An 11,725-nucleotide genomic window follows, 5' to 3' on the forward strand; every position below is an offset into this window, starting at 1 on the left:
AATCTCGGCTACGCTCTTTCCCACTTCGCGCGCACGCTTCAGCCGCCCCCACCCACCCACAACACAGAGCGAAACTCCATGCTCGGCATCGGCGACTACGGCGCATTCTGCGCCGCCATCCTGTTGTTCCTCGCCTTGCCCGGCCCGGGCACCTTCGCGCTGCTCACCTCCACGGCCAAGGGCGGCATGCGGGCGGGCGCCGCGGCAACGGCCGGCGTCATCCTCGGTGACCAGGCCTTGCTGTGGCTGGCCGTGGCGGGTGTCGCGGCCCTGCTGAGTGCCAACCCCGTGCTCTTCCAAGGCGTTCAGTACCTGGGCGCGGCCTACCTGGTGTGGATCGGCCTGAAGCTCATCTTCGCCAAGCCGGGCGAGGCCTCGCCCATCCGCATCGAGCCGCACCACTACGCACGCCAGGCCTTCCTGATCACGCTGCTGAACCCCAAGGCCATCGTCTTCTACATGGCCTTCTTCCCGCTGTTCATCGACCCGGCCCAGCACCGCGGTGCCGTCACCTTCGCTGCCATGGCGGCCACCATCGCCGTGATCACCGCCGCCTACTGCCTGACGCTGTGCTTCTTTGCCGACGCCATCGGTGCGCGGCTGAAGAAGAACTCGCGCATCGGGCGCCTGCTGGAACGCGCGGCAGGCGTCTTCCTCGTGGGCTTCGGCATCCGCCTGGGGGTGCAATGAGCCAGGCCAGCGCCGTGCCCGGTCCGCGCATCTTCTGCGTGGCCAACCAGAAAGGTGGCGTCGGCAAGACCACCACCACGGTGAACCTCGCCGCCGGCCTGGCGTTGATCGGCCAGCGCGTGCTGGTGGTTGACCTTGACCCGCAGGGCAACGCCACCATGGGCTCGGGCATCGACAAGCGCGCGCTGCCGCTCAGCGTCTACGACGTGCTGCTCGAACAAGCCGGCATCGCCGAAGCCCGCCAGCCCAGCCCCAAGGGCGGCTACATGGTGCTGGGCGCCAACCGCGACCTGGCCGGTGCCGAGGTGGAACTGGTGCCGCTGGAGCGCCGCGAGAAGCGCCTGAAGGCCGCCATCGCCGCCGTGGCCGCCGACCACGATTTCGTGCTCATCGACTGCCCGCCCTCCCTGAGCCTGCTCACGCTGAACGGCCTGTGCGCTGCGCATGGCGTGGTGGTGCCCATGCAGTGCGAGTACTTCGCGCTGGAAGGCCTGTCGGACCTCGTGAACACCATCAAGCAGGTGCACGCCAACCTCAACCCCGAGTTGCAGATCATCGGCCTGCTGCGCGTGATGTTCGACCCGCGCATCACGCTGCAGCAGCAGGTGAGCGAGCAACTCAAGGCGCACTTCGGCGAGAAGGTCTTCGACACCGTCATCCCGCGCAACGTGCGCCTGGCCGAAGCGCCCAGCTATGGCGAGCCCGGTGTCACCTTCGACCCGGCCAGCAAGGGCGCGCAGGCTTTCGTCGAGTTCGCCAAAGAGATGGTGCAGCGCCTCGGCCGCACCCCATGAACCCGGCGGCCTTCGGCGACGGCCTGCTGCGCCGCGTGGAAGACGCCGGCCTGAACGCCAGCGCACCGCCCCAGCAGCGCTGGATGGACGGTTGGCTGCTGAGGGCCTCGCCCGGCAAGGCCAAACGGGCCCGCTGCATCAACGCGGTGGCGCCAGGTCACCAGCCTTGGCCAGAGAAGCTGGAGCGTGCCTCTGCGTGGTTCGATGAGCAAGGCGTGCCGCTGCTGTTCCGCATCACGCCCTACACCGAGCCTGCAGGCTTGGACCAGCGGCTCGCTGCGGCAGGCTGGGCCACGCTCGATGACACGCGCGTGATGGTGTGCCCGGCGCTGACGGACGGCACACCGCCGGCTTGGCCCGCAGGGCTGGTGTGTGCGCCGCTGTCGGCGCCCGCCTTTGCCGATGTGGTCGGCCGGCTGCGTGGCTCGCCCGCGGCCCAGCGACAGGCGCATGCGCAACGCCTGGCCTCGTCACCCGTGCCTTACAGCGGCTGGGTGGTGCAGGATGAGGCCGGTGACGTGCTGGCCTGTGGCCAGTTCGCCCGTGAAGGCGATCTGGTGGGCCTGTACGACATCCACACCGCGCCGGCCGCCCGCAGCCAGGGCCTGGCGCGGTGGCTGTGTGAGCACCTGCTTACAGAAGCGTTTCGGCAAGGCGCGCGGGTGGCCTACCTGCAGGTGGAAGCCGACAACGCGCCGGCCCGCCGCGTGTACACGCGCCTGGGTTTCGCCGACGCCTACGCCTACCACTACCGCCAGGCCCCGCCCGCGGGCGGCAGGGTCTGAGGGCGGCGCGCCCAGTCAGAGCCCCAGGCTCTCTTCCACACCCAGGTGCACGTTCATCGCCTGCACGGCGGCGCCGCTGGCGCCCTTGCCCAGGTTGTCCAGCCGCGCCATCACCACGGCCTGGAACTCGCTGGCGAAGACGAAGAGATCGGCGCGGTTGGTGTCGTTGCAGGCCTGCACGTCGAAGAAGGCGCCTTCCAGCGTGGCCGCGTCGCGCAGCGGCATCACGCGGATGAAGCGCTCGCCGGCATAGTGGCGCTCGTAGGCCTGCTGCAGCGCCTCGGCCGTGGTGCCCAGCGCCGCCAGCGACAGCGGCACGCTTACTGCCAGCCCCTTGTAGAAGTTGGCAACGATGGGCTGGAAGATCGGCGGCTGGGCCAGCCCTGTGTGCGTCGCCATCTCGGGCAGGTGCTTGTGCGCCAGCGTCAACCCGTAAGGCCGTGGTGATGTGAGCGCCGGCTCCGTGGGAAGTGCCTGATATTGCTCGATCATCTTCTTGCCACCGCCCGAGTAGCCGGTGATGGAGGTGGCCGAGATCACGGCGCTCTTCGGCACCAGGCCGGCGTCCACCAGCGGCCGCAGCAGCAGGATGAAGGCGCTGGCGTGGCAGCCCGGGTTGGCGATGCGCTTGGCACCGCGGATGGCGGCGCGCTGGCCGGGCGCCAGTTCGGGCAGGCCGTACACCCAGCCCGGCACCGTGCGGTGCGCGGTGCTGGCGTCGATGAGGCAGGTGTTCGGGTTCGTCACCATCGCCGCGGCTTCGCGGGAGGCGGCGTCGGGCAGGCACAGGAAGGCCACGTCGGCGGCGTTCAGCAGGCGGGCGCGCTCGGCGCTGTCCTTGCGCTTGTCGGCGTCGATGCGCAGCACCTCGATGTCGCTGCGCGCGGCCAGCACCTCGTGGATGCGCAGCCCGGTGGTGCCTTCCTGTCCGTCGACGAAGACTTTGGTGCTCATGGGTGCCTCACTCACAATGCCGCTGCAAGGCGCGGAGGATACAAGCCATGAATGACGCGGCACCCCGCGTACTGAACCTGCCCGGCTGGATGGATTCCGGCCCGACGCACTGGCAGAGCCGTTGGGAGGTGCTGCACGGTTTCGAGCGTGTGCAGCAGGCCGACTGGCAATGGCCCCGCCGCGGCGACTGGATGGCCCGGCTGGAAGAAGTGCTGCTGGCCGCCGACACCCCGGCGCTGCTGGTGGCCCACAGCCTGGGCTGCCACCTCGTGGCCGCCTGGTCCGCGCACAGCCGCCACACGGCTCGCGTGCTCGGTGCGCTGCTGGTGGCCCCGCCCGACACCGAGCGCGAAGACATGCCTCCCCAACTGCACAACTGGCGGCCCATGGTTTGCGAACGCCTGCCCTTCGCCGCCACCGTGCTGTACAGCGCCGACGACCCGTACGCAGCGCCCGGGCGCACGCAAGCACTGGCCGAGGCCTGGGGCGCCGCGGCGCACGGCCTGGGCGCCCTCGGCCACATCAACGGCGACTCGGGCCTGGGTGATTGGCCCGAGGGCCTGGCCCGGCTGCAGGCCCTGGGTTGGCGCGGCGCATGAACAGCCGTGCCGGATGGGCCGTGGTGATCGGCCTGGTGATCGCCACCGTGCTGGGCTGGAGCAGCTTGCTGGGCAGCCACCTGGGGATTTCGGTGCTGCTGATCACCGTGGTGTGCGCTGGGGCGGTCGGGGGCCTGTGGTGGTTGCTGCAGCGCACCAGCGACGCCCGCGCGGCGCTGCGCGAGAAGCTGGCCGGCGCCGACGAAGGCCAGCACCATGAATTCGACGGCGTGACGCTGCGCGTGGAAGACGATGGCCGCCATGTCTGGCTCGATGGCCCCGGCCTGCTGCGCGTGCTGCGCCGCCGTGAGCCCGAAGAAGCGCTGGCCGCGCGCCACACCGGCGCCTGGCGCCGCAACGAGCAGGGCCTGCTGATGCTGCGCGTGGACGCCGTCATCGCCTACCTCGCCAGCATGCCCGGCCGTGACGAGCCGCGGATGCAGAAGCTGCGGCGCTATCTCGAGCGCGACCTGCTCTACCCGGCGCAACGCCGCCGCGAACGTGCCTGAGGCACCGGCCCATACATGACAATCCGCCCATGGTCACCAAGAAGATGAAGGGCCTGGGCATGGGCCTGGAGGCCCTGCTCGGCCCCAAGGTCAGCGAAGTGCCGGCCGCCGCCGCGCCCGCCTTGCCCAACAGCCTGCCGCTGGAGCGCCTGCGTGCCGGCAAGTACCAGCCGCGCACGCGCATGGACGAGGGCTCGCTCTACGAGCTGGCCGAAAGCATCAAGGGCCAGGGCGTGATGCAGCCCATCCTCGTGCGCCCGCTGGCCGAGCCGGGGCAGTACGAGATCATTGCCGGCGAACGCCGCTTCCGTGCCGCCAAGCTGGCCGGGCTGGCCGAGGTGCCTGTGCTCGTGAAGCCGGTGCCCGACGAAGCCGCCGCGGTGATGGCGCTGATCGAGAACATCCAGCGCGAAGACCTCAACCCGCTGGAAGAGGCGCAGGGACTGCAGCGCCTGGTCAACGAGTTCAGCCTCACGCACGAGCAGGCGGCGCAGGCCGTGGGCCGTTCGCGCAGCGCCGCCAGCAACCTGCTGCGCCTGCTGCAGCTGGCCGAGCCCGTGCAGCAGATGCTGCTGGCCGGCGACCTGGACATGGGCCACGCCCGCGCGCTGCTGGCCCTGCCGGCGGCCGAGCAGGTGATGGCCGCGCACGAGATCAGCGCCAAGAAGCTCAGCGTGCGCGAGGCCGAGCGCCTGGTGGCGCGGCAGACGCCCGGCCGCAGTGGTGGCGGCGGCGCCAGCCGCAGCAAGCCGGCGAAATCGCGCGACCTGCTGCGGCTGGAAGAACGCCTGGCCGACCTGCTGACGGCCAGCGTGGAGATCCGCGTGCAGAAGCGCACCGCGCGTGGCGAGGCCGGCGAGATCGCCATCGCCTTCGGTTCGCTGGAAGAGTTGAACGGCTTGCTGGAAAAGCTGGGCGCCGGCGAAGCCTGAGGGGTGTTCAGGCCGGCTGGGCCGCCGCGCGCTGCTTCAGCAGCAGCCACAGCACCGCCGCCATCACCGCCGCGATGGGCAGCAGCGAACCGAGGTTCAGCAGCGTCCAGCCCTGGGTGGTGATCAGCGCGCCCGAGGCGAAGGAGCTCAGCGCCATGGTCCAGAACACGGCCGTGTCCATCAGGCCCTGGGCGCGGTTCTTCTCCTCCGGCCGGTAGGCCTGCGTGAGCAGCGTGCTGCCGCCGGTGTAGAGGAAGTTCCAGCCCACGCCCAGGGCGAACAGCGCCACCAGGAACTGCATCAGGTCCACGCCCGACAGCGCCACCGCCACGCACACCAGGTTCAGCAGCCCGCCCGTGAACATGATGGGCAGCGCGCCGTAGCGCTTGATGAGGTGGCCGGTGAAGAAGCTGGGCACGAACATGCCCAGCACGTGCCATTCGAGCACCAGCGCGGCGCTGCTGAAGGGGTGCTGGCACTGCTGCATGGCGATCGGCGTGGCGGCCATCAGCAGGTTCATCACGCCGTAGCCCAAGGCCGCGCCGATCACGGCCACGGCGAAGATGGGCTGGCGCATCAGCTCGGCCGCGGGCCGGCCGAGGGCGGCGCCAGGCACCGGCGGCACGTGGGCCGGAAAACGGATGAAGCTCAGCACCGCCAGCGCCAGCAGGGCCACGCCCACCAGGGCCAGGTAGGCGCCGGCGAAGGGCAGCGGCAGCCAGTCGCGCGTGGCGCTGGCCAGGTTGGGCCCGATGAAGGCGCCGGCAATGCCGCCGGCCAGCACCATCGACAGGGCGCGTTCCTTGTAGGCGGGTGCCACGAGCTCGGCGCCGGTGAAGCGGTAGAGCGCCCCGTTGGCGCTGTAGAAGCCCGCCATGACCGTGGACAGCAACAGCAGCCAGAAGCTCTGCAGGGACACCGCCAGCGCGCAGCCCGCGCAGGCGACGATGGCCACCAACAGCCCGATCTGGAACGAACGCTTGCGCCCCACACGCGCCTGCAGCCGCGACACCGGCATGGCCGACAGCGCCGCCCCCACCACATAGCCCGTGACGGGCAGTGTGGCCATCCAGCCCAGCGGCGCCAGCGACAGCCCCACCAGCCCGTTGATGGCGATGAAGGTGACGTTGTTGACGAGAAACAGCGCCTGACAGACGGTCAGCAGCCAGAGGTTTGCATTCATCGGCAGGGCGCGACCCCAGGGCTGTGCGCAGTGCGCCGGTGTGGCGCGCGCGTCGGGCCGATCATCGCACCGTGTGGAACCTTTGCAGGGCGGTGGAGCTCCATCGCGGTGCGTGGGGCCTGCCGTGGTCAGCCTGCGCGCGGGCCCGGGCGTTGAAGCCAGGGCACCTCGGGCTGGTGATGCCGCAGATGAGGGCCCCCCAGGGCATAGCTCTTGCACAGCGGAGCCAGCGTTGCGGAAATGCCGTTGCCGCAGAAAAGGTTGTGGAAAGGGCTGGACTTCGCCGCATGGGTGCGGAGCAGAATGAACGAAGCTGAGATCACACGACAGCGCCCCGCATGAACCGGTGGGGCCGGTGGCGAAGGAAAGCTCTGATGGAGCCTGGGTCTGTCAAGCCGGGACTCCATCAGAACTTCCCGGGCACGGTTGGGGGTGGATATGGGTCCACTTCGGCCGCGCCTGCGAACACCGGAGGCCGCATGGACGTGATCAGCCACTTTGCCGCTCGCTACGAGCGTACGCGTGAAGAAGAGCTCTCGCTCGAGGACTACCTCGCGGAGTGCAAGCGCAACCCCCTGGCCTATGCCAGCGCCGCCGAGCGCATGCTCAAGGCCATCGGCGAGCCCACCACGGTGGACACGCGCAACGACCCGCGGCTCTCGCGCCTGTTCGCGAACAAGGTCATCAAGGTCTACCCGGCCTTCGCCGAGTTCTACGGCATGGAGGACGCCATCGAACAGGTGGTGTCCTATTTCAGACACGCCGCGCAGGGGCTGGAGGAAAAGAAACAGATCCTCTACCTGCTGGGCCCGGTGGGCGGCGGCAAGAGCAGCATCGCCGAGCGCCTGAAGCAGCTGATGCAGGAAGTGCCCTTCTACGCCATCAAGGGCAGCCCGGTGAACGAGAGCCCGCTGGGGCTCTTCGACGCCGCGGAGGACGGGCCGATTCTCGAAAGCGAATACGGCATCCCGCGCCGCTACCTCAACCGCATCTTGAGCCCCTGGGCCGTGAAGCGGCTGGAGGAGTTCGGCGGCGACATCCGCAAGTTCAAGGTGGTCAAGCGCCACCCCAGCATCCTCAAGCAGGTGGGCATCAGCAAGACCGAGCCCGGCGACGAGAACAACCAGGACATCAGCAGCCTGGTCGGCAAGGTCGACATCCGCAAGCTCGAGAGCTATTCACAAGACGACCCCGACGCCTACAGCTACAGCGGCGGCCTGTGCCTGGCCAACCAGGGCCTGCTGGAATTCGTGGAGATGTTCAAGGCGCCCATCAAGGTGCTGCACCCGCTGCTGACGGCCACCCAGGAAGGCAACTTCAAGGGCACCGAAGGTTTCGGCGCCATCCCCTTCGACGGCGTGGTGCTGGCGCACAGCAACGAAAGTGAGTGGAAGGCCTTCCGCAACAACAAGAACAACGAGGCCTTCCTCGACCGCATCTACATCGTGAAGGTGCCCTACTGCCTGCGCGTGAGCGAAGAGATCAAGATCTACGAGAAGCTGCTGAAGAACTCGTCACTCGCCGCGGCCACCTGCGCGCCGGGCACGCTGAAGATGATGAGCCAGTTCGCCATCCTCACCCGCCTGAAGGAGCCGGAGAACTCGTCGCTGTATTCCAAGATGCTGGTCTACGACGGCGAGAACCTGAAGGACACCGACCCGCGCGCCAAGAGCTACCAGGAGTACCGCGACTACGCCGGTGTCGACGAGGGCATGAACGGCATCAGCACGCGTTTTGCCTACAAGATCCTCAGCAAGGTCTTCAACTTCGACAGCACCGAGGTGGCCGCCAACCCCGTGCACCTGATGTACGTGCTGGAGCAGCAGATCGAACGCGAGCAGTTCGCGAAAGAACTGGAAGACAAGTACGTCGGCTACATCAAGGAACTGCTGGCGCCGCGTTATGCCGAGTTCATCGGGAAAGAGATCCAGACCGCGTATCTCGAGAGTTACTCCGAATACGGCCAGAACATCTTCGACCGCTACGTCACCTACGCCGATTACTGGATACAAGACCACGAGTACCGCGACACCGACACCGGCGAGGTCTTCGACCGCGGCTCTTTGAACGCCGAGCTGGAGAAGATCGAGAAGCCCGCCGGCATTGCCAACCCGAAGGACTTCCGCAACGAGATCGTCAACTTCGTGCTGCGCGCGCGCGCCAGCAACCAGGGCAAGAACCCGGTGTGGACCAGCTACGAGAAGCTGCGCACCGTGATCGAAAAGAAGATGTTCTCGAACACCGAGGAGCTGCTCCCGGTGATCAGCTTCAACGCCAAGGCCAGCGCCGACGAGGCCAAGAAGCACGAAGATTTCGTCACTCGCATGGTGGCCAAGGGCTACACGCAGAAGCAGGTGCGCTTGCTCTGTGAGTGGTACCTGCGCGTGCGGAAGAGCAGCTGATGCAGCAGATCATCGACCGCCGCCTTGCCGGGAAAAACAAGTCCATCGGCAACCGCGAGCGTTTCCTGCGCCGGCACAAGGAGCAGATCCGCGAGGCGGTCAAGCGTGCCATCGACGGCCGCAGCATCAGCGATGTCGAGCGCGGCGAGGACATCCACATCCCGAAGAAGGACCTGAGCGAACCCGTGTTCGGCCACGGCCCGGGCGGCGTGCGCGAGGTGGTGCACCCGGGCAACAAGGACTTCGTGCAGGGCGATCGCATCGAACGCCCGAAAGGCGGGCAGGGCGGTGGGGGCTCGGGCAAAGGCCAGGCCAGCGACAGCGGCGAAGGCGAGGACGATTTCGTCTTCGCGCTGAGCAAGGAAGAGTTCATGCAGGTCTTCTTCGAAGACCTGGCGCTGCCCCACCTGGTGCGCACGCAACTGGCCGAAATGCCCGAATGGAAAAGCCAACGCGCCGGTTTCTCCAGCGACGGCACGCCCAACAACCTGCACGTGGTGCGCAGCATGCGCGGCGCCCTGGGCCGGCGCATCGCCTTGGGCAACGGGCCGCGGCGCGAGCTGCATGCGATGGAAGAACGCCTGGCCGAGATGCAGGCCGCGTTGCAGCCGGGCGATGTGGTGGCCGAAGCCGCCGTGAAGGCGCTGGCCGAAGAGATACGCCTCCTGCGCGGCCGCATCGAACGCATCCCCTACCTCGACCCCATCGACCTGCGCTACCGCAGCCGCATCAAGGTGCCGGTGCCCACGAGCAAGGCGGTGATGTTCTGCCTGATGGACGTCAGCGGCAGCATGGACGAGGCGCGCAAGGAGCTCAGCAAGCGCTTCTTCATCCTGCTGTACCTCTTCCTCACGCGGCACTACGAGAAGATCGACCTCGTCTTCATCCGCCACCACACGCAGGCGCAAGAGGTGGACGAGCAGAACTTCTTCCACGCGCGTGAAACCGGCGGCACCGTGGTCAGCAGCGCGCTGGTGCTGATGGAAGAGATCATCAAGGCGCGCTACGACCCGGCGCAGTGGAACATCTACGGCGCGCAGGCCAGCGACGGCGACAACTGGCACCACGACAGCGGGCGCTGCCGCGAGATCCTCAGCGAGAAGATCCTGCCGCTGGTGCGTTACTTCGCCTACGTGCAGGTGGCCGAAGAAGAGCAGAACCTGTGGGACGAGTACACGCAGCTGCAGGCCGCGCACCGCCACTTCGCGATGCGCAAGGCCGTGCAGGCCAGCGAGATCTACCCGGTGTTCCGCGATCTGTTCAAGAAGGAAGGCGCGAAAGCGGCATGAAGCCTCGTCCCCTGGCCCTGGAACAACCGCTGCCGCTGGCCCAGCGCCCTGGCGAACCGCTGGCCGCCCCCAGCGACTGGAGCTTCGAGCTCATCGAGCAGTACCACCGCGTCATCAAGGCCACGGCCGAGCGTTTCGGGCTGGACACCTACCCGAACCAGCTGGAGATCATCACCGCCGAGCAGATGATGGACGCCTACGCCAGCGTGGGCATGCCGGTGAACTACCGCCACTGGAGCTACGGCAAGGAGTTCATCGCCACCGAGAAGAACTACAAGCGCGGCCACATGGGCCTGGCCTACGAGATCGTCATCAACAGCAACCCTTGCATCAGCTACCTGATGGAAGAGAACACGCTGGCGATGCAGGCCCTGGTGATTGCGCACGCGGCCTACGGCCACAACAGCTTCTTCAAGGGCAACTACCTCTTCCGCATGTGGACCGATGCAGCGTCCATCATCGACTACCTGGTCTACGCGAAGAACTACGTCGCGCAGTGCGAAGAGAAGCACGGCCTGGATGCCGTGGAGAGCTTTCTCGACAGCTGCCACGCGCTGCAGAACCACGGCGTCGACCGCTACCGGCGCCCCAGCCGCAAGAGCCTGGCGCAGGAGCTGAGCGAACGCATCGACCGCGAGGCCTATGCCCAGCGCCAGGTCAACGACCTCTGGCGCACGCTGCCGCGCACGGCCGCCAAGGAAGGCGTGGCGCCCGAGGCCAAGCGCTTCCCGGAAGAGCCGCAGGAGAACCTGCTGTACTTCATCGAGAAGAACGCGCCGCTGCTGGAGCCTTGGCAGCGCGAGATCGTGCGCATCGTCCGCAAGGTGGCGCAGTACTTCTACCCGCAGCGCCAGACGCAGGTGATGAACGAGGGCTGGGCCACCTTCTGGCACCACCGCCTGCTCAACACCATGTACGACGACGGCTACCTCACCGACGGCGTGATGCTGGAGTGGCTGACCTCGCACACCAACGTCATCTACCAGCCGCCGGTGGGCCACCGTGCCTACAGCGGCATCAACCCCTATGCGCTGGGCTTCGCGATGTACACCGACATCCAGCGCATCTGCGAGCACCCCACGGAAGAAGACCGCCAGTGGTTCCCCGACATCGCCGGCAAGCCCTGGCTGCCGGTGCTGGACCACGCCATGCGCAACTTCAAGGACGAGAGCTTCATCGGCCAGTACCTCAGCCCGAAACTGATGCGCGAGCTGCGCCTCTTCGCCATCACCGACGACGAGAAGCAGAGCGAGCTGGAGGTCAGCGCCATCCATGACGAAGCCGGCTACCGCCGCGTGCGCGAATCGCTCAGCAGGCAGTACGACCTGGGGCAGCGCGAACCCAACATCCAGGTCTGGAACGTGAACCTGCGGGGCGACCGCAGCCTCACGCTGCGCCACTTCCAGCACCAGGACCGGCCCCTGCACGACAGCGGCCAGGAGGTGCTGAAGCACGTGGCGCGGCTGTGGGGTTTCGGCGTGCAGCTGGAAAGCGTCAACGCCAAGGGCGAGGTCACCAAGCGCTTTGGCGTTCAGGCGCCCACGGGGGCCTGAAACCGGCCCGGTTTGCGGGCGGGCGCTGGCCCGTT

Annotated in this window: 11 protein-coding genes; 9 read left to right on the forward strand and 2 right to left on the reverse strand. The window is 67.7% G+C overall.

Annotated features, from left to right (window positions below; all coding sequences use genetic code 11):
- Window positions 1–78 precede the first annotated feature (78 nt).
- From EOE66_RS02470 to EOE66_RS02480, 3 genes are read left to right on the forward strand one after another with little or no spacing between them, the layout of a single operon-like run.
- Window positions 79–690, forward strand: coding sequence for a LysE family transporter (locus tag EOE66_RS02470; RefSeq protein ID WP_128227089.1), 612 nt, complete (start codon window positions 79–81; stop codon window positions 688–690).
- Complete coding sequence (locus tag EOE66_RS02475) at window positions 687–1,484, forward strand: ParA family protein (protein ID WP_128227090.1); 798 nt, start codon at window positions 687–689, stop codon at window positions 1,482–1,484. Before EOE66_RS02470 ends, EOE66_RS02475 begins: the two co-directional genes overlap by 4 nt.
- On the forward strand, window positions 1,481–2,269 hold the full coding sequence (locus EOE66_RS02480) for a GNAT family N-acetyltransferase (RefSeq protein WP_128227091.1): 789 nt from the start codon (window positions 1,481–1,483) through the stop codon (window positions 2,267–2,269). Before EOE66_RS02475 ends, EOE66_RS02480 begins: the two co-directional genes overlap by 4 nt.
- A 15-nt stretch (window positions 2,270–2,284) precedes the next feature.
- Here the strand turns inward: EOE66_RS02480 and argC are convergent, their stop codons facing one another.
- Entirely contained in the window at window positions 2,285–3,223 is a 939-nt protein-coding gene (gene argC, locus EOE66_RS02485; protein ID WP_128227092.1) for an N-acetyl-gamma-glutamyl-phosphate reductase, read from the reverse strand.
- A gap of 47 nt (window positions 3,224–3,270) precedes the next feature.
- On the opposite strand from argC, the gene EOE66_RS02490 reads away from it, so the two are divergent.
- Genes EOE66_RS02490 through EOE66_RS02500 form a run of 3 tightly spaced genes read left to right on the forward strand, consistent with a single transcriptional unit; the run spans window position 3,271 to window position 5,263 of the window.
- Window positions 3,271–3,822: an RBBP9/YdeN family alpha/beta hydrolase gene (locus EOE66_RS02490; RefSeq protein WP_128227093.1), complete on the forward strand. Its 552-nt coding sequence runs from the start codon at window positions 3,271–3,273 to the stop codon at window positions 3,820–3,822.
- A complete protein-coding gene (locus EOE66_RS02495; RefSeq protein WP_128227094.1) occupies window positions 3,819–4,331 on the forward strand; it encodes a hypothetical protein in 513 nt (170 codons plus the stop codon). Before EOE66_RS02490 ends, EOE66_RS02495 begins: the two co-directional genes overlap by 4 nt.
- Window positions 4,332–4,360: 29 nt before the next feature.
- Window positions 4,361–5,263, forward strand: coding sequence for a ParB/RepB/Spo0J family partition protein (locus EOE66_RS02500; RefSeq protein WP_128227095.1), 903 nt, complete (start codon window positions 4,361–4,363; stop codon window positions 5,261–5,263).
- A 7-nt stretch (window positions 5,264–5,270) separates the two neighbouring features.
- Here EOE66_RS02500 and EOE66_RS02505 read toward each other — a convergent pair whose 3' ends face one another.
- Window positions 5,271–6,446, reverse strand: coding sequence for an MFS transporter (locus tag EOE66_RS02505; RefSeq protein ID WP_128227096.1), 1,176 nt, complete (start codon window positions 6,444–6,446; stop codon window positions 5,271–5,273).
- A gap of 479 nt (window positions 6,447–6,925) precedes the next feature.
- Here EOE66_RS02505 and EOE66_RS02510 point away from each other — a divergent pair, with 479 nt between their 5' ends.
- The 3 genes from EOE66_RS02510 to EOE66_RS02520 are packed head-to-tail and all read left to right on the forward strand — an operon-like array spanning window position 6,926 to window position 11,690.
- Window positions 6,926–8,848, forward strand: a complete 1,923-nt coding sequence (locus EOE66_RS02510; RefSeq protein WP_128227097.1) for a PrkA family serine protein kinase — start codon at window positions 6,926–6,928, stop codon at window positions 8,846–8,848.
- Window positions 8,848–10,137, forward strand: a complete 1,290-nt coding sequence (locus tag EOE66_RS02515; RefSeq protein WP_128227098.1) for a YeaH/YhbH family protein — start codon at window positions 8,848–8,850, stop codon at window positions 10,135–10,137. Before EOE66_RS02510 ends, EOE66_RS02515 begins: the two co-directional genes overlap by 1 nt.
- The gene (locus tag EOE66_RS02520; RefSeq protein ID WP_128227099.1) at window positions 10,134–11,690 is read left to right on the forward strand and encodes a SpoVR family protein; all 1,557 of its coding nucleotides are present in this window, start codon (window positions 10,134–10,136) and stop codon (window positions 11,688–11,690) included. Before EOE66_RS02515 ends, EOE66_RS02520 begins: the two co-directional genes overlap by 4 nt.
- Window positions 11,691–11,725: the final 35 nt, after the last annotated feature.

It is taken from the genome of Rubrivivax rivuli, assembly GCF_004016505.1.
GTDB classification, from domain to species: Bacteria; Pseudomonadota; Gammaproteobacteria; order Burkholderiales; family Burkholderiaceae_C; genus Rubrivivax; species Rubrivivax rivuli.

What these genes read in the sequence shown, in the direction of transcription:
- EOE66_RS02470 (WP_128227089.1), top strand. Translation starts at nt 79, where the DNA reads ATGCTCGGCATCGGCGACTACGGCGCATTCTGCGCCGCCATCCTGTTG.
- EOE66_RS02475 (WP_128227090.1), top strand. Translation starts at nt 687, where the DNA reads ATGAGCCAGGCCAGCGCCGTGCCCGGTCCGCGCATCTTCTGCGTGGCC.
- EOE66_RS02480 (WP_128227091.1), top strand. Translation starts at nt 1,481, where the DNA reads ATGAACCCGGCGGCCTTCGGCGACGGCCTGCTGCGCCGCGTGGAAGAC.
- argC (WP_128227092.1), bottom strand. Translation starts at nt 3,223, where the DNA reads ATGAGCACCAAAGTCTTCGTCGACGGACAGGAAGGCACCACCGGGCTG.
- EOE66_RS02490 (WP_128227093.1), top strand. Translation starts at nt 3,271, where the DNA reads ATGAATGACGCGGCACCCCGCGTACTGAACCTGCCCGGCTGGATGGAT.
- EOE66_RS02495 (WP_128227094.1), top strand. Translation starts at nt 3,819, where the DNA reads ATGAACAGCCGTGCCGGATGGGCCGTGGTGATCGGCCTGGTGATCGCC.
- EOE66_RS02500 (WP_128227095.1), top strand. Translation starts at nt 4,361, where the DNA reads ATGGTCACCAAGAAGATGAAGGGCCTGGGCATGGGCCTGGAGGCCCTG.
- EOE66_RS02505 (WP_128227096.1), bottom strand. Translation starts at nt 6,446, where the DNA reads ATGAATGCAAACCTCTGGCTGCTGACCGTCTGTCAGGCGCTGTTTCTC.
- EOE66_RS02510 (WP_128227097.1), top strand. Translation starts at nt 6,926, where the DNA reads ATGGACGTGATCAGCCACTTTGCCGCTCGCTACGAGCGTACGCGTGAA.
- EOE66_RS02515 (WP_128227098.1), top strand. Translation starts at nt 8,848, where the DNA reads ATGCAGCAGATCATCGACCGCCGCCTTGCCGGGAAAAACAAGTCCATC.
- EOE66_RS02520 (WP_128227099.1), top strand. Translation starts at nt 10,134, where the DNA reads ATGAAGCCTCGTCCCCTGGCCCTGGAACAACCGCTGCCGCTGGCCCAG.